15 protein-coding genes and 1 pseudogene are annotated in these 16,456 nt (G+C 69.5%); 5 read left to right on the forward strand and 11 right to left on the reverse strand.

The genetic code is table 11. The features are described from left to right. Positions 1-30: 30 nt before the first annotated feature. From G7Z13_RS12640 to G7Z13_RS12690, 11 genes are all read right to left on the reverse strand, one after another. Positions 31-1,458: a S28 family serine protease gene (locus G7Z13_RS12640; protein ID WP_165998794.1), complete on the reverse strand. Its 1,428-nt coding sequence runs from the start codon at positions 1,456-1,458 to the stop codon at positions 31-33. Positions 1,459-1,550: 92 nt separating this feature from the next. After that, complete coding sequence (locus G7Z13_RS12645; protein ID WP_165998796.1) at positions 1,551-1,940, reverse strand: hypothetical protein; 390 nt, start codon at positions 1,938-1,940, stop codon at positions 1,551-1,553. Positions 1,941-2,056: 116 nt separating this feature from the next. Beyond that, positions 2,057-5,776: an ABC transporter ATP-binding protein gene (locus G7Z13_RS12650; protein WP_165998798.1), complete on the reverse strand. Its 3,720-nt coding sequence runs from the start codon at positions 5,774-5,776 to the stop codon at positions 2,057-2,059. 122 nt (positions 5,777-5,898) lie between these two features. After that, positions 5,899-6,924: an esterase-like activity of phytase family protein gene (locus G7Z13_RS12655; protein ID WP_166004906.1), complete on the reverse strand. Its 1,026-nt coding sequence runs from the start codon at positions 6,922-6,924 to the stop codon at positions 5,899-5,901. Positions 6,925-7,211: 287 nt separating this feature from the next. After that, the gene (locus G7Z13_RS12660; protein WP_165998799.1) at positions 7,212-7,787 is read right to left on the reverse strand and encodes an SUKH-4 family immunity protein; all 576 of its coding nucleotides are present in this window, start codon (positions 7,785-7,787) and stop codon (positions 7,212-7,214) included. 19 nt (positions 7,788-7,806) lie between these two features. Beyond that, positions 7,807-9,387 (reverse strand): nucleic acid/nucleotide deaminase domain-containing protein, encoded by a 1,581-nt coding sequence (locus tag G7Z13_RS12665; protein ID WP_165998801.1) that lies wholly within the window; start codon positions 9,385-9,387, stop codon positions 7,807-7,809. A gap of 98 nt (positions 9,388-9,485) precedes the next feature. Further along, entirely contained in the window at positions 9,486-11,174 is a 1,689-nt protein-coding gene (locus G7Z13_RS12670) for a hypothetical protein (RefSeq protein ID WP_165998803.1), read from the reverse strand. Then, a complete protein-coding gene (locus G7Z13_RS12675; protein WP_165998806.1) occupies positions 11,171-12,049 on the reverse strand; it encodes a nucleic acid/nucleotide deaminase domain-containing protein in 879 nt (292 codons plus the stop codon). The genes G7Z13_RS12670 and G7Z13_RS12675 overlap by 4 nt, the downstream gene beginning before the upstream one ends. Before the next feature lie 213 nt (positions 12,050-12,262). Then, positions 12,263-13,114, reverse strand: a complete 852-nt coding sequence (locus tag G7Z13_RS12680; protein ID WP_165998808.1) for a serine hydrolase — start codon at positions 13,112-13,114, stop codon at positions 12,263-12,265. Positions 13,115-13,160: 46 nt separating this feature from the next. Then, positions 13,161-13,439 (reverse strand): hypothetical protein, encoded by a 279-nt coding sequence (locus tag G7Z13_RS12685; RefSeq protein WP_165998809.1) that lies wholly within the window; start codon positions 13,437-13,439, stop codon positions 13,161-13,163. Further along, positions 13,436-13,651, reverse strand: a complete 216-nt coding sequence (locus G7Z13_RS12690) for a hypothetical protein (protein WP_165998811.1) — start codon at positions 13,649-13,651, stop codon at positions 13,436-13,438. The genes G7Z13_RS12685 and G7Z13_RS12690 overlap by 4 nt, the downstream gene beginning before the upstream one ends. A 120-nt stretch (positions 13,652-13,771) precedes the next feature. Between G7Z13_RS12690 and G7Z13_RS12695 the strand changes: the two are divergent. The 5 genes and pseudogenes from G7Z13_RS12695 (at position 13,772) to G7Z13_RS12715 (ending at position 16,453) form a co-directional block, all read left to right on the forward strand. Further along, positions 13,772-14,568 (forward strand): annotated as a pseudogene (locus G7Z13_RS12695) (helix-turn-helix transcriptional regulator). Further along, positions 14,561-14,782, forward strand: a complete 222-nt coding sequence (locus tag G7Z13_RS12700) for a DUF397 domain-containing protein (protein ID WP_165998812.1) — start codon at positions 14,561-14,563, stop codon at positions 14,780-14,782. The pseudogene G7Z13_RS12695 and the gene G7Z13_RS12700 overlap by 8 nt, the downstream one beginning before the upstream one ends. Positions 14,783-14,833: 51 nt before the next feature. Then, positions 14,834-15,070, forward strand: a complete 237-nt coding sequence (locus G7Z13_RS12705) for a DUF397 domain-containing protein (protein WP_165998814.1) — start codon at positions 14,834-14,836, stop codon at positions 15,068-15,070. A gap of 49 nt (positions 15,071-15,119) precedes the next feature. After that, the gene (locus tag G7Z13_RS12710) at positions 15,120-15,509 is read left to right on the forward strand and encodes a hypothetical protein (protein ID WP_165998816.1); all 390 of its coding nucleotides are present in this window, start codon (positions 15,120-15,122) and stop codon (positions 15,507-15,509) included. Positions 15,510-15,649: 140 nt separating this feature from the next. Continuing rightward, on the forward strand, positions 15,650-16,453 hold the full coding sequence (locus tag G7Z13_RS12715; protein ID WP_165998818.1) for an endonuclease: 804 nt from the start codon (positions 15,650-15,652) through the stop codon (positions 16,451-16,453). The last annotated feature ends 3 nt before the right edge of the window (positions 16,454-16,456 follow it).

Here is a 16,456-nt window from a genome sequence, read left to right on the forward strand (position 1 = left end):
CCGCCGTCGGCACAGACACTCAGCGTGGGACTACGGACGCAGCGTCCGCTCCACCCCCCGCTTGTCCAGCTTGGCGTCGTACTTGGCCAGGGGCCTGGCCTTGGACGGGTCTGCCTGGACGGGGGCGGGGGCGACGCCCGCCCACTCGAGGATCTTCGCCGTGGCGAGGGTCCTCTCGGAGTCGGTCAGGCCCGCGACGCGGGCGCCGTGGTTGGCGCCGGGGGCGGTGAAGACGTAGGAGTCGCGGGCGCCCTTGCCGAGGCGGAAGGGTTCGGCGCCCCAGGGGTCGTTCTCGCCGTAGACGAAGAGCATCCGGCGGGCGTTGTCGCGGACCCAGGAGTCCACGTCACGCATGACCCACGGCTGGAACCTCATCTCGATGTCCCGGGGGACGAAGTGGCGCGGGGGCAGGTAGCCGTAGCGGATGTACCGCTTCTCGATGTGCGGGAAGTGGATGGTGGGGGCGCCCAGCTGGGTGCCCGCCTGGTAGTAGTACGGGGTGTACGGCTCCAGGCCCTGGTCGGTGTAGAAGGAGAAGCCCGCGACCGTGTCGAGGGTGTTCCACAGCTCGTCGTCCGTCGCGTTCTTCGCGTCCGCGGGGATCGTGTCGCAGTCGGACAGCAGGCTGTACTGCCAGAAGCCCCAGACGTAGTCGAGGACCGTCGCCTCGTAGGCCTTGTCGAGGCTGCCCACGGTGTGGAAGGTGTAGCCGTTCTCCGCCGCGTACGTGGCGTACCGCTTCTCCAGGGACTCGCGCCGCACCAGCGCCTCGCGCTGCACGCCGTTCAGGCGGTCGCGGCACTCCTCGGTGCCGACGGTGACGAAGAAGCGGTCGTAGGCGGAGTCCTCCTTGTTGACGACGTCGTTGGGGGCGACGTAGGCGACAACGCCGTCCATGTCGCGGGGGTAGAAGCGCTCGTAGTAGGTGGCGGTCATGCCGCCCTTGGAGCCGCCCGTGGAGAGCCACTTCCTGTCGTAGACGGGCTTCAGGGCCTTGAAGATGCGGTGCTGGTCGCTGGCGGCCTGCCAGATGTCCAGCTTGGTCCAGTCGGCCGGGCTGGGCCGGGACGGGGTGAAGTAGCGGTACTCCATGGAGACCTGGTTGCCGTCCACGATCTGGGTCGGCTCGCGGCGGCTGGGCGTCGTGGAGACGTTGTAGCCGCTGGTGTAGAAGACGGTCGGGCGGGAGACGTCCTTGTGCAGGACGGTGATCCGCTGCTGGAACGTGCCCTTCGCCGGGTTGCGGTGGTCCACCGGCTGGGCGTAGTTCAGGACGAAGAAGCGGTAGCCGGGGTACGGCTTCTCCTCCACCAGGCTCATGCCGGGTACGGCGAGGAGCCGGTCCTTGATGTCGGTCGTGCCCTGGGCCTCCGGCTGGACGGCGGTGGCCGTCCCCGCCGTGCTCAAGGCGCCTATGAGCACCGTGAGCGCGAGCAGCCATCTGAGCGCCTTGCGCATGCACCCTCCCCTGTGAGAACAGATGTGCGCCGGAAGCTATCGGAGCAACCCGGTTCACACCAGGGGGAGTTCGATGAACGGTGTGTCGGGCGTCAGCAGAGGATCCAACCCGAGCTGACCGATCCTCCGCCCACCGAGCCCTTGACCCAGACGCAGCGCTGCCCGGCGTACACGGTCACGGCGGGCGTGCGCTTGCGGTACTTGCCCTTGCGGACCACCGGCCGGTGGCCGCGCGCCTGGACGCTGACCGACATGGTCCGCCGGGGGCCGGGGTTCTTGGCGTAGGTCACCGAGCAGACGTACCCGCCGCTCTTGTACACGTGCACCGAGCCCGTGGAGAACGGCAGCGTCCTGACCTTGCGCCCGGGACAGGGCGCGGCCGCCGCGTGCGCCTCCGCGGGCGCGGCGAGCGCGAGCAGGCCGGCCGCGGTCAGTACGGACAGCGCGAGCGCCATCCGCCGTCGTATCGCCCCCAAGTCCACAGTCGTCCCCTCCCGTGCCGCACCCCTCGGCAGATTGACGTACGGATGTACGGACGCGCGGCGTACGCCGGATGGTTGCGTCGGGGCGGTCGGGAGGGGACGGTGTGGGGCCGGTGTCAGGCGTTCACGGGGGTGTCCTCGCCCACGAACGTGCGCCACAGCTCGGCGTAGCGTCCGCCGCGCGCCAGCAGGTCCTCGTGGGTGCCGTCCTCGGCGATCCGGCCGTGGTCCATGACGATCACGCGGTCGGCGCGGGCGGCGGTGGTGAGGCGGTGGGCGACGACGAGGGTCGTACGGCGGCCCGCGAGGCGGTCGGTGGCCTGGTTGACCTGGGCCTCGGTGGCCAGGTCCAGCGCGGCCGTCGCCTCGTCGAGGAGCAGGATGTCCGGGTTCACCAGCTCCGCGCGGGCCAGGGCGATCAGCTGGCGCTGGCCCGCGGAGAGGTTGCGGCCCCGTTCGGCGACCTCGTGGAGGTAGCCGCCCTCCAGGCGGGCGATCATCTCGTGGGCGCCGACCGCGCGGGCGGCGGCCTCCACCTCGGCGTCGGTGGCGTCGGGGCGGCCGTAGGCGATGGCGTCGCGGACGGTGCCGGGGAAGAGGTAGGCCTCCTGCGGGACGACGCCGAGGCGGTGGCGGTAGGCGGTGAGGTCGAGGTCGCGCAGGTCGTGGCCGTCGACGGTGACCCGGCCGCGCGTCGGGTCGTAGAACCGGGCGACCAGCTTGACCAGGGTCGACTTGCCCGCGCCGGTCTCGCCGACGAACGCGACGGTCTGCCCGGCGGGGATGCGCAGGTCGATGCCGGTGAGGGCCTCCTCCGGCGCGTCGGCCAAGCCGTACGCGAAGTGCACGTCCTCGAAGGCGACCTCCCCGCGCAGGGACTCCACCGTGCGGGGCTTGTCGGCGGACCGCGTGGAGGTGGGCTCGCGGAGCAGTTCCTGGATGCGGCCGAGGGAGACGGTCGCCTGCTGGTAGCCGTCGAAGACCTGGGAGAGCTGCTGCACCGGCGCGAAGAACAGGTCGATGTAGAGCAGGTACGCCACGAGGGCGCCCGTGGTGAGGGTGCCCGCGTCGATCCGCGCGGCGCCCGCGACCAGCACGGCCGCCGCCGCGACCGACGACAGGAACTGCACGAACGGGAAGTAGACGGAAATCAGCCACTGCCCGTGAACGCGGGCCTTGCGGTAGCCGTCGCTGCGCTCGGCGAACCGGCGCCCGCCGTCCCGCTCGCGCCGGAACGCCTGCACGATCCGCAGCCCGGCGACCGTCTCCTGCAGGTCGGCGTTGACCCCGGACACCCGCTCACGGGCCAGCTCGTACGCCTTCACGCTCGCCCGGCGGAAGAAGAACGTGGCGACGATCAGCGGCGGCAGGGTGGCGAAGACGACGAGGGCGAGCTGGAGGTCGATCGCCACCAGGGCGATCATGATGCCGAAGAAGGTGACGACGGAGACGAACGCGGTGACCAGCCCGGTCTGCAGGAACGTCGACAGCGCGTCCACGTCCGTCGTCATCCGGGTCATGATCCGGCCGGTCAGCTCCCGCTCGTAGTAGTCGAGGCCGAGCCGCTGGAGCTGCGCGAAGATCTTCAGGCGCAGGGAGTAGAGGACCCGTTCGCCGGTGCGGCCGGTCATCCGGATCTCCCCGGTCTGCGCCGCCCACTGGGCGAGCACGGCCGCCAGGGCGAACGCGGACGCCGCCCACACCGCGCCGAGGGACAGCTCGGAAACACCGCTGTCGATGCCGTGCCGGATCAGGACGGGCAGGAGCAGGCCCATGCCCGCGTCGACGGCGACGAGGGCGAGGCTGACGAGCAGGGCCGCCCCGAAGCCCTTCAGCAGCCTGCGCAGACCGTAGGAGTCCTCCGGGCGCACCGCCCGTGCCTCGTCCACGTCCGGGGTGTCCGTCGCCGGGGGCAGGGCCTCGACCTGGGCCAGCAGCTCCGGGGTGGCGGGGGTGCCGGCGAGTGCGGTGTCCTTCGGCTCGCGGTCGCCGGTCCACAGCCGGGGCGTCACCCCCCGCTCGGCGTCGAACTCGGCGTCCAGCTCCTCGCGGACGGAGGTGTCCTCCTTCTCGGCGGGGGCGGCCGGCGGGATGTGGCCCGGGGAGACGCCGCCCAGCTCGTCGGGGTCGGTGAGCAGGCGGCGGTACAGGGCCGAGCGCTCCTGCAGCTCCTCGTGGGTGCCGAGGTCGGCGAGGCGCCCGCGGTCGAGGACGGCGATGCGGTCGGCGAGGTTCAGGGTGGAGCGGCGGTGCGCGATGAGGAGGGTCGTACGGCCCTCCATGACGTGCCGCAGCGCCTCGTGGATCTCGTGCTCCACGCGCGCGTCCACGGCGGACGTGGCGTCGTCGAGGACCAGCAGGCGGGGGTCGGTGAGGATCGCGCGGGCGAGCGCGACGCGCTGGCGCTGGCCGCCGGAGAGGGTCAGGCCGTGCTCGCCGACGACGGTGTCGTAGCCGTCGGGCAGCTCGCTGATGAAGCCGTGCGCCTGGGCGGCGCGGGCGGCCTTCTCGATCTCCTCGTCGGTGGCGCCGGGGCGGCCGTAGGCGATGTTGGCGCGGACGGTGTCGGAGAAGAGGAACGAGTCCTCCGGGACCAGGCCGATCGCGGCGCGCAGCGAGTCGAGGGTCAGCTCGCGCACGTCGTGCCCGCCGATCAGCACGGCGCCGCGCGTCACGTCGTAGAACCGCGGCAGGAGGAGGGAGACGGTGGACTTGCCGGAGCCGGAGGCGCCGACGACGGCGAGGGTCTCGCCGGGGCGGATCTCGAAGGAGAGGCCGTCGAGGACGGGCCGCTCGGGGTCGTAGCCGAAGGAGACGTCGTCGAACTCGACGGTCGCCGGGGCGTCGGCGGGCAGCTCCTTGGTGCCGTCGGTGAGGGTGGGCTCGGTGTCGATCAGCTCCAGGACGCGTTCGGTGCCGGCGCGGGCCTGCTGGCCGACGGTGAGGACCATGGCGAGCATCCGGACCGGGCCGACGAGCTGGGCAAGGTAGGTGGAGAAGGCGACGAAGGTGCCGAGGGTGACGTCGCCGCGGACGGCGAGCCAGCCGCCGAGGGCCAGCATGGCGACCTGGCCGAGGGCGGGGACGGCCTGCAGGGCGGGGGTGTACCGGCTGTTGAGCCGGATGGTCCTCAGCCGGCCCGCGAACAGCCGCCGCCCGACCTCGCGCAGCTTCTGCGTCTCCTGCTCCTCCTGCCCGAAGCCCTTCACCACGCGTACGCCGCTGACCGCGCCGTCGACGACGCCCGCGACGGCGGCGGCCTGCGCCTGGGCGTACCAGGTGGCGGGGTGCAGCTTGGTGCGGCTGCGCCTGGCGATCCACCACAGGGCGGGCGCGACGGCGAGGGCGACCAGCGTGAGCGGGATCGACAGCCACGCCATGATGACCAGGGAGATCAGGAAGAGCAGGAAGTTCCCGATGGTCATCGGGAGCATGAAGAGCAGGCCCTGGATGAGCTGGAGGTCGCTGGTCGCCCGGCCGACGACCTGCCCGGTGGACAGCTCGTCCTGGCGCCGCCCGTCGAGCCGGGTGATCGTGGCGTACATCGCGGTCCGCAGGTCGTGCTGGACGTCGAGGGCGAGCCGTCCGCCGTAGTAGCGGCGGATGTAGGTGAGGACGTAGACGAGGAGGGCGGCGCCGATGAGGGCGCCGGCCCAGGGGGCCATCTGGCGGGTCTTGTCACCGATGACGTCGTCGATGATCACCTTGGTGATCAGGGGGACGATCGCCATCAGGGCCATGCCCGCGAGGGAGGAGCCGAGGGCGAGGACGACGTCCTTGGGATACCGCCAGGCATAGCCCCACAGCCGTCGTGCCCATCCCCGTTGCGTGCTCACGCGGGTGCCCTCCGTGTTCATCCGGTTTCTCGCCTGATCTGCCGGAAGGCACCAACGCGCACGGAAGCGGATTTCATCCCTCCGCAACAATTGGCGGCGGGACGGGGATGGGCTCGGCCGGGTCAGAGACGTACGCGCAGGAAGTAGAAGCGGGTGGTCTGGACGGCGTTCTGGTTGTCGTCGCTGGCCAGCAGGACGTGCAGGCGGCCGTGGGAGCGGCCGGTGACGGCCATGGCCTCGATGTTGTCGAGCAGCGGGTTGGGCTGCGGCTGCTTGGCGGTGGCGCCGAGGTCGGGGCAGTCGGCGAGGTCGGCGAGCAGCGTCTTGCGGACCGGCCGCACACCCTCCTGCCCGGTCAGGTGTTCGATCCCGCTGACGTCCGTGGCGCCACGGCGCGGGTCGGCGAGGTAGAGGCGGACCGTGTTGCCGACGCCGGCGGTGAAGCCGCGCTCCAGCACGAGGAGGCGCCCGTCGGGCGTCGCGGTGATCTCGGGGACGCCGAGGCCGGGGTCGGTGCGGTAGGCGTACTGCGCGGCCGTGACGAACCCGTCGCCCCCGTGCGTCCGCCGCCAGGTCTGGAAACGGACCGTGCCGGTCGCGTCCCCGGCGAGGGCGTACTCCATGGCGGCGACGAGCGTGCGGCCGTCGCGGGTCATGGTCAGCCCCTCGAAGGTGCCGTTGACGGGCGCGCGGCCCGCCGGGGCGACGCGCAGGGCGTCCGGCACGGGCAGCCGGTCGAGGATCCGCCCGTCACGGGAGTGGCGGCGGACGGAGGGCTCGGTCTCGGAGGAGACGAGGTAGGTCCCGTCCCGGTCGACGACCAGCCCCTCCGAGTCGAGCGCGGCGCCGTTCTCGTCCGCGAGCGGCAGCGCGCCGCGCGGCTGGAGCGTCCGCCCGTCGAGGGAGAACAGCACCGACCGGTCGGAGACCGCCGCGAGGGTGCCGTCCCGGTCGGCGGCCAGCCCCGAGAAGTTGCCGACGAAGGTGCCCTCGTACGTCGTCTTGTCGAGTACGTCGGAGAAGCGCTCGATGGCGACGGAGGGCGAACAGGCCCCGCCGGTTTGTGCGTTGGCGGGTCCTGCGGCGGTCAGGCAGGTGGCCGCCGCGAGGGTGGCGGCGGCGGTGGCGAGTACGGCTCTTCGCCGTATGGCTCTCAGAGGCATGGGCGCCACCGTAGGGAGGGTCGGTGACGGACGGTAGACGGCCCGGTGAAGCGTGGGGCGGGTCGCCTCGAGTTCTCACCCTTCCAGCAGATCACTGACATAGTCGCGGAGCCGAGGCGGAAGGTCGCCGAGGTCGATCTCACGCAGCGCCGCTATATGGTGAACAGCGCCGCTATGTGGTGAACGTCGACATGGCCGGTTGAGGTGAGTTCGACAAGGGCGTGCGACTCGGCTTCCAGCGCGGGAATCTCCGCGCGGACGAGCCTGTCCCGTCACCCACGCGTCCCAGCCCCGATCGACGTGAAGATCTCGACCCACTCACTGTACTCATGGCCAAAAGGCCGCGGGTCTTGAGCCGCGATGGATCGCTTGAGCGCATCAACTGTGCCCTCAAGCTCCTCGAGGAACTCCTCATCCTCGTCGTAGTCCTCGGGAAGACCCTGAACAAGGCGTGTCAGCTGGCAGACGGTGTAAACGAGGGACGACACATCACCGTGCAGCGGAATGGGCCGCATGATCCCCTCGGCGAGCTGGTGCACCTCACCCGACCGAGCGTCCAGGACGACGGCACTGATCTCGAAATTGCCGAGCATGATCCAATCGGAGGCACCGGGTGGGAGGTCCCACGTTCCACCCAGCTCGTGTACCGCAACCTTGCGCAGGGCCGTGGACGTTCCCTCCGCCCCCGCGAAGGAGATGAACTCGTTCTCGGGCAGACCGATCTCACTCAAGAACCTGAGCGTCTCCCCGCCGACTCCGACGGCTTCCGCCGCCTCCCGCGGAACCAGCCTGATCCGGTCCTCACCGAAGGTGGCAACGAGCTCTTGCCGAGTAATGCCGAAAATCATACTTCCCCTGTGTCTTTCCTCACCCCGTATAGGGGTCGGACGGCGTGTGCGTCTTGTACCAGTTCTTCAGGTTCTTGCGATATTCAATGTGCTCAGCATCCACACGCCTTCGATACTGATAGTCGCTCTCGCCTTCTTTTCGTTCCAGTGATTGATCGTACGCCTGCGAGTGAGTTACCGGCAGATTCTCACCGAAGTACTTCGCAGTCCACCGGTCACAAAAGGAAGGAGGATTCTGGCACGGCTCCCGCTCGGTGTAGAGGGATTGCAAGCTGTCCTGCTGCCCTGCCCTCAGCAGCGGGTAACCCACAGATCGTTCAGAATGAACACTCTTGCTGTACCCGACCAGGATGAAATCGTGCCCGTCCTCGTCGATGAATCGCCCTGCAGCGTAGTTGTTGCCCGTCCAGTCCTTCCTAGCGTACCGGGCAGTCTGTGTGGCTCGAGCCAAGGGAGTCGAGCCAGGATCAATCGGCTGCGATTCAACACGCCCCTTGTCACCCGCCGAAACACTATAGGGGTTCTCCCCTCCGCCTCGCGGGCGCCAAGTACGGGTTCCGCCCTCTTCGGTCATAAGGAGCCGAATTCCGGACTCATCCGCACCACTGACCGGCGCAGTGGTTCCGTTGGGCATGAGCTGCACGACACTCCCGTCAAGATTGACCAGGTACATCGGCACATCACCGCTGTCGCAGCCGTCGAGATCCTCCTTGACCTTTTTGTCCTTCTCCTTGTGCTCTTTCTTGCTCTTGTCTATGTCGCCGCCGTGCTTCTTCAGCACATCGACCGTTTCATCGGCCTTCTTGTCGACGACGTCCTCGCACTTGTCCATGACAACGGCGAGCTTGTGGAAGCGGCTGTCCTTCCCGACCGATCCGCGGCGCTTGGCGCTGCCGGTCTTGTGGGCGCCCTTCTTCTTGTCGAAGTTCTCCCGCGTCTTGTCGTAGTCGCCGGTCGCCTTGTCGAAGTCGTCGAACTCGATGACGAGGTCCTGGGCCATGTCGGCGGTACCGATGGCGTAGTCGGACGTCGTCTCGTCGCCCGCACCGAGGCGGTCGGTGAACACATCCTCGATCTTGGTGAGGATCTTGGCCTCGATCTTGTCGGTCACCGTCTCGGTGACCTTCCCCACCGCGTAATCGATGGCCTCGTGCAGGGCCAGACGGCAGGCGCCGATCGCGGCTGCGCTGAGCAGCCCGCTGAGGCCGGCGGTGAAGAACATGCCGATGACACCGGCCGTGGCGGTCGCCGCCGTGGCCGACAACTCGGCTATGCAGGCTATCTTGCAGCCTTCTATGAAGCCGGCGCAGTCATCGAAGGCGTCCCCCAGTTCGTCCAGGGCGTTGGCGAAGGTCGTGAGGTCCTTCGTGGTGAGTTTGCCCCAGCGGCGGTCGATCGCCTGAACCGTCTTGCCCTTGCTGCGGCCACTGACGATGTGTCCGCAAGCCTTGTTGCCCTCGGCGATGACGTCCCGTATACCTTCGGCCAGGTTGCGGTAGTCCTTGGCGCTGTCGCGGACTTCGTCCTCATCGATGTTCGGCCATTCGACCCCCACCAGGTCGAGCACTTCGACGAGTTCATCAGGCAGCTGCTTGCCCACGCGCTACGTCCCCCTCGTGGTCAACTCCCCTCACCTTCGCAATCGATCAGACGTACGTCAAACGTATCCTCGAAGCAAGCAGGCGGCTTGAGACACCCTCAGACCGGCCGGAGACACATCAGCGACTCGTCCGTTCCGATCAGCAGATCCCCTTCGCCGGTCACCGACAGGGAGTTGACCGGCGGACCCGGGCGGAAGGTGAGTCCCTCCTGTGCCTCCAAACGGTGATACTCGATCAGCCCGTCGCCCCAAGCGACGGCCAGGGTAAGGCCGGCCTTCGTCACGGTGGCCGCCAACGCGTTCACCGGACGGGGGCGTTCGGCTACTGGTAGGCCCATCGGGACGTGTCCGGGGCCCCATGCCCTGACCCGACCATCCGCTCCCCCGCTGTACACCAGCGGGGTGCGACCCGCTGCACCGTCCGCCCTGTCCACCGCAACGTCCACCACGGCCAGGGCTCGGACCGATCCCTCGTGCAGCCGCTCGGACACAGCCTCCCCCTTGGGGTCGCCGAGGAGCACGACATGCACCTGCCCCGTGGCGTCCGCCAAGGCCACCGCGAGTTCGGAAGCCGCGATGGCCGTGGCCCGTTCCTCTGCCGCTGCGGTCACGAGGGCACCAGCCGCCCGCTCACTCGCGCTCGATCCGTCGTCAAGCAGTGCCGCCAGGCCTGAAGGACGCGGTGCGGTGGGCAGGCGCCGCGTCTGCAGACGGCCTTCCGAGTCCACGACCGCCACCGTCCCATCCGCCAAGGCGCACAGGTCGGCGACATCCGGCACCGGTTCGGGAAGACGGCCGGCCGGTGCAGCGTCGGAGAGCGACACGAGTCGCAGGGTGCCCTGGTGGTCGGCGACGAGTAGCCGCCCTTCCAATGGGCCGGGGCTGTCGGACGCCAGCGCGAGAACGGGGCCGGGCCACGGTGGGGTCACGTCTCCGCGTACGCGGCTCCAGAGCAGCCGCCACGGCGCCCCGGACGCCAGTTGCTCCAGCGCGGGCCGCACCCGCGGATCCGCCCCGTCGCCGAGCCCGGCCAGCAGAACGAGGGCCCTGTCGGCGGGTTCATGATCGTGCAGCAGGGACTGGCCCGCGCGCAGCCAGGCCGCACGCAGACCGCCTTGCTCATCCGGATTCGTCTCGTACGCTGTCGTCACCCGGCTCGGGTCCGCCGTACAGATGACGTCCGGGTCGTCGAGGTTGAGTGGCTTCTCAGCGGTTTCGGCGGGTGGCGGACCCAGCGGCGTAGGATGGGTGGCCCGCCATGCCTCGGCGCGGACAGGGTCCGTCCAGTGCGGCTCGTCCAGGTCCAGCACCGCCGGTGCGAGCGCCTTCAGTGCCGGTACAGCATCGACACCTGTCCGCGCCTCGACGACCAGTCGTAGGTGCTCCAGGCCGACCAGCCCGCTCACAAGATCGGTCAGCGCCTGCGGGTCGGTGGCAGCGTGCAGGTCCGGCAGGACGATCACGGTACGGCGCATGTCAGCCGCGAGGACTGCGCGCAGCTCTCCGGGCGCGCGTGCCGTCACTCCGAGCTGGTCTGCCAACGTCCAGACGGCCACCCGAACGCCCTGCCCGGCCAAAGGGGCGAACCCGTGCACACGCCGCTCGGGCACTGTCCCGGGACGAGACCCGTGGGCCACCAGCCAGGCCATCAACTGCGACTTACCGCAGCCGGCGCTGCCCGTCACCAGGCACAGGCGCGGTGCCGCCGGGTCCGTCAGCCAGCTCAGCAGGGCGGCTCCGGCCGGTTCCCGACCCGCCGCCGGGCGCGCCCATATGCCCGCGTTCACCGGCGGCCCGCCTGCTGTGCCGCGAAGGTGATCAACTCCTTCACGCCCTGCTCCCGGCCGGCGGCGTCATCACCGTAGTCGAAGCTGTGGGTGAACTCAGCCTGGGGGAAGACGCGGTGCAGCCACACGGCGCAGTAGTGACCGGGCATCATGCACGGCTGCAGCTCGCAATAGATCCGGCGCACTCGCTCCGCGGGTACCCCCTCCCTTTCCAGCCGACGCCGGAGTATCTCCTCAGGGTGGAGTCGTCCAGGTCCGGTGGCGTCCGTGACGATCTGCCTGGCGCCGGTTTCATCGATGTACTCGAAGGCTGCGGAGAAAGGGAAGTTGAGGGTGTGGCGTACGTCGTCCAGAATGCGTGGCCACCAGCTCTCCCGCTCCTCGAAGGCCGTCGGGTCGATGCCGCGCACCTCCTCGTTGAGCCGGCGGAAGGCCGCCGCTGCCTCCGGCAGGCCCGGCGCGGCGGCGATCACGGGTAGTCCGCGGTCCAGTGCCGCCAGGCAGGCGTTCAACGTGGCGAGGTCCGTGTTGACGAACATGTCGTCCGCCTCACCATCGAGGAACACCGCCTGCACCGCACCATCCGGACGCACGCACAGCTGGGCGAGTCCGTCGTGGCCGATCCGCGCCCACTGCTCCAGCTCTGCCGGGAGATGCCGGGCGCCTCGGTGTCCCGCGTACGTTCCCAGTGGTACAGCGTCAGTGGTGGTGGCGGCCAGGAAGTAAGGGGCGACCTGCACCGGCACACCCGTCTCCGTCAGCCACGAGCGCGACGCCTCCGGCACGTGCGCACCAGCTGCCCCGGCCAGGCCGAAGCGACGCATCCCGTCACGGCCGAAGTGGGCAACAGCCGGATCCGTAAAAGGCGTGGACATGGAGAAACCTCACTGCGAACGAACGAGCGGTCAATCCCGACCTTAGACCGCAACCGGTCCGGCGGCCCTCCGCCTCCGCTGCGGCCGGGCCCCCAGGCGAGGTACCCGGCTGTGGTCGCCCATCGACATACCAACGAGTTTCTCGACCGGCACCTTGCCCCGAGCGTCATGAACGGCCACACACTCGGGGAGGGCGAGGAAGCGTCGGCCGGGTCAGACGGCGGCCAGGTCGCGGTGGACGACCTTGGCGACGTTCTGGATGGTGGTGATGCCGTAGTTCATGGTGCTGTTGCCGTGGGTCAGCACCGTGATGGTGTAGTCGTGGCCGCCGCCCTTGAAGGCGCCGATGCTGTGGACCCGCCAGCCGTTGGTGGCGCGCGAGAGCCAGCCGTTCTTCACGGCGACGGTGACGCCGGCGGGGACGCCGTACGGGGTGCCCCAGCGCTGCGAGGAGACGACCTGGCTCATGAGCTTGAGGATGTACGCGCGGGAGTTGTCGCTGAGGACGGTGTTCTTGGCGGTGATGAGCTTCAGCAGTTTCTGCTCGTCGGTCACCGTGATCTGGGTCAGGCCCCAGTAGCCGTTCGCGCCGGGCTTGGTCTGGGTCATGCCCGCGGCGGCGAGGAAGCCCTTGATCTTCGTCATGCCGAGCTGCTTCCACAGGGTGCTCGTGGAGGCGTTGTCCGACTTGGTGATCATCGCCTTCGCGAGGCTCGCCTCACGCTCGGTGAGATACCGGCCCTGGTTCTTCGCGTCCCACAGCAGGGCGGCGAGGACGGTGACCTTGACCACGCTCGCCGAGTCGAAGGCGGTGGAGGCGCGCAGCGTGCACGTCGTCTTGGTGCTGCGGTCGTACACACCGACCGCGATCGTGCCCTTGCGGTTGGCGAGGGCGGCGGTGATGTCCTTCTTCAGCTTCGCCGCGAGGGCGGCGTTCGCCGAGGTGCAGCTGACGGTGGGGGTGGCGGCGGCCGCCGGGGACGCGGCTGCCGCCGTGGATATGAGGGCGCCGGCGGCGAGAGTGGCGCCGAGCACGTGGGTACGGCGCGGTCTGAGGTGAGCCATGCCCTACTTGACTCACGGGCCTGGCCAACGGTTGCACGCACCGCTGTCACGGCAGGCCGGCACCCCGGCTCTCGGCGATCCGGTGGACGTCGGCCAGCGCCTCGCGCATGCGGGCGAGCGTGAAGCGGAGCTGCGCGGCGGTCACGCGCTCGTCCGCGAGCAGGTCCGCCGCGTGGTCGAGCAGCCCCGCGGCCATGTCCAGTCGCACGCGCTCCACCGTGTCGGCCGACCGGGACAGGAGGCCGTTCCCGTCCGTGACGACGATGCAGCGCTTGCCGTCCGCCCCGGTCCAGGACAGCACCCGCCCGTGCGCGTCGCCCGTCACCTGCCCGCCTCCCTCTCCACCGCCGGCATGCCGAGCGAGCCGAGGCCGATCCCCGGCACCGCGGCCGGGCGGGCCGTACCCGGACGCGGCGGCCGCGGACCGGCGGGGCGGACGGACGGCCCCTGGACGCCGGCACCGGGGCGCCGTCGGCGGCGCAGCAGCCGGAGCAGCGGTTCGGTGAGACCGGTGATGCGGGTGATGCGGTGGGACATGCCTCGACTCCATGCGGTGTTCGCTCTCTGTGGTGATCCGCTCACAGACTGAGAGGAGCTTGGCTAGGCTCGCCGGGGGGTCGGGTGTGACCAGTCACTTGTCGCAAGGGAGTCGATCCGGTGGGCACCATCTACGGCGATTGGCTCAAGCAGCAGCGCGAGGCGGCCGGCCTGACACAGCAGCAACTGGCCGACATGGCGATCATGACCCGTTCGCACATCGCCCACATCGAGGCGGGCCGCAGGGTGCCGTCACACGAGGACGCGCGACGGCTGGACAGGACTCTGAACACGGGGAACGTGTTGAGCAGTTTTCTGCCGCGGGACGAGGACGTGTCGATCGCCGAGTACTTCGAGAAGGTGCGCGTACTCGAACAACAGGCGTCGGTGATCCTCGAGTTCGCCGTGGCGTACTTCCCGGGCATTCTCCAGACGGAAAGGTACGCGCGTGCGGTTCTGGGCTCGGCGTTCCCTCCGGTGAGTGAAGAGGAGCGTGACAGGCGCGTTGTCACACGCCTTGAGCGGGCGAAGATCCTCGAGGATCCGGTGACGCCCGTCGTGTGGGCGATGCTGGACGAGACCGTGTTGCGGCGCCCCATCGGCGGCGCCGAGGTCATGGCGGAGCAGATCACGCACGTCGTACGGCTGGCCGAGACCGGGCGTATCCGCGCGCATGTGATGCCGTTCAGCGTGGGGGGCATCCGCTCGCCAAGGGCATGCTCACGCTGATGTGCTTCGAGGACCAGCCGCCTCTCGCCTACACCGAGGGTCACGGGATGGGGAAACTGCACGACTCTCCCTCCGTGGTCCGCCAGTTGGAGAATCGCTACAGTCTCGCGCTGAGCGACGCGTTGCCGCTCAAGGAGTCGTTGGCCTTGCTCAGGACCGTTGCGAAGGAGTACGGGCACCATGACTGACCGCGCGATAACGAACGCGGCCACACTGAACGGCTGGCGCAAGTCGTCCTACAGCGGGCCGGAGGCCGACAGATGCCTCGAAGTCCTCGACCACCACCCCACCGGCATCCCCGTCCGCGACTCCAAGAACCCGGCCGGCCCCGCCGTGGTCTTCCCGGCGGCCGGTTGGGCCTTGTTCGTCAGGGCGGTCGGGAACGGCACTCTCCCGGTCTGACCGGAGGGCGCCGCTGCAGGCATGCGACTCACCGTAGGGAGCACGGAGACCATGGCTGAGCACACCATCCCGAACACAGCCGCGCTGAGCGGCTGGCGCAAGTCCTCGCACAGTGACAACAACGCCGGCAGCTGCCTGGAAGTCCTCGACAACCACCCCACCGGCATCCCCGTCCGCGACTCCAAGAACCCGGCCGGCCCCGCCGTGGTCTTCCCGGCGGCCGGTTGGGCCTTGTTCGTCGGTGCGGTGAGGGACGGCGGACTGCCGGTTCGCCCGGCGCTCACATGACGAGGCCGGGCAGCGGGTAGGACTACGCCGGGCCGACGAAGGGGGCGCGGTGGGGCAGCGGAAGCGTGACATCGCACAGTCGTGCGGGCGGCTGTACGCGGCACTGTGGGCGCTGGAACGTATCGGCGCCGGAACCGACGAGCTGGGCAGGCCGGGCCGCGCACGTAACGTGATCACCAATGGCCCGGAGGACAAGTTGCGCCGGCTCCTGGACAAGGTGGGCGGCCAGCTGTACGAGGCGACGGCCAGGCAGCCGGAGGCGCGGGCCGCGGCGGCACTGGAACTGGTGCGGGGCATCGCGGAGTTCATCCCGGCCGGCGGCATCCCCTCGGGCAACTTCAACCCCGAGGAGTGCGAGGCGTTCGAGCGCGGGTTCGCGGAGCAGCGGGCCGTGTACGAGGAGAAGTGGAAGGACTTCCTGCCGGGCAAGGCGGCCTGAACGGGGCGCTCTCGCGCCGAGTGACGCGAGTTGTCCGTTCCCGTCATCCAACCGACACCCACCTGTCACCCATTCGACTGCATGTCCATGCCACTCTCCCGGGTGCCGCCTCCGATCAACCCGCGTAGATGGGACCCCACATGCTGGCGACACGCACCCGCCGCTGGAAGTCAGTGGCCCTGGCCACGGCCGCCGTCCTGGCCGGCCTCACCACCCCCGCGCTCACCGCGACCCCCGCCGCGGCGACCACGACGGCGTACGACTCGACGTACTACAAGAACGCCGTGGGCAAGACGGGCACCAGCCTCAAGTCCTCGCTGCACACCATCATCAGCAGCCAGAACAAGCTGTCCTACTCGGCGCTCTGGGAGGCGCTGAAGGTCACCGACCAGGACCCGGCGAACAGCAACAACGTCAAGCTGCTGTACTCGGGCATCTCCCGCAGCAAGACCCTCAACGGCGGTGACGTCGGCGACTGGAACCGCGAGCACGTGTGGGCCATCAGCCACGGCGACCTGACGACCTCGACCGGTCCGGGCACCGACCTGCACCACATCCGCCCGGAGGACGTCCAGGTCAACGGGATACGGGGCAACAAGGACTTCGACAACGGCGGCAGCGGCTTCACCAACTCCGGCGGCAGCCTCACCGACTCCAACTCCTTCGAGCCGCGCGACGCCGTCAAAGGCGACGTGGCGCGCATGATCTTCTACATGATCGTCCGCTACGAGGGCGGCGACGGCTGGGCCGACCTGGAGGGCAACGACAGCGTCAGCAACGGCAGCAACCCGTACATGGGCCGGCTGTCGGTGCTCAAGCAGTGGAACGACGAGGACCCGCCGGACGCCTTCGAGGAGCGCCGCAACCAGGTCATCTACGACACCTACCAGAAGAACCGGAACCCGTTCATCGACCACCCGGAGTGGGTCGAGGCGATCTGGTAGGAC

It is taken from the genome of Streptomyces sp. JB150 (genome assembly GCF_011193355.1).
Classification (GTDB): Bacteria; Actinomycetota; Actinomycetes; order Streptomycetales; family Streptomycetaceae; genus Streptomyces.

Coding starts and splice junctions, on each gene's coding strand:
- G7Z13_RS12700 (WP_165998812.1), top strand. CDS start 14,561: ATGACTGACCGCGCGATAACGAACGCGGCCACACTGAACGGCTGGCGC.
- G7Z13_RS12705 (WP_165998814.1), top strand. CDS start 14,834: ATGGCTGAGCACACCATCCCGAACACAGCCGCGCTGAGCGGCTGGCGC.
- G7Z13_RS12680 (WP_165998808.1), bottom strand. CDS start 13,114: ATGGCTCACCTCAGACCGCGCCGTACCCACGTGCTCGGCGCCACTCTC.
- G7Z13_RS12690 (WP_165998811.1), bottom strand. CDS start 13,651: ATGTCCCACCGCATCACCCGCATCACCGGTCTCACCGAACCGCTGCTC.
- G7Z13_RS12660 (WP_165998799.1), bottom strand. CDS start 7,787: ATGATTTTCGGCATTACTCGGCAAGAGCTCGTTGCCACCTTCGGTGAG.
- G7Z13_RS12675 (WP_165998806.1), bottom strand. CDS start 12,049: ATGTCCACGCCTTTTACGGATCCGGCTGTTGCCCACTTCGGCCGTGAC.
- G7Z13_RS12640 (WP_165998794.1), bottom strand. CDS start 1,458: ATGCGCAAGGCGCTCAGATGGCTGCTCGCGCTCACGGTGCTCATAGGC.
- G7Z13_RS12715 (WP_165998818.1), top strand. CDS start 15,650: ATGCTGGCGACACGCACCCGCCGCTGGAAGTCAGTGGCCCTGGCCACG.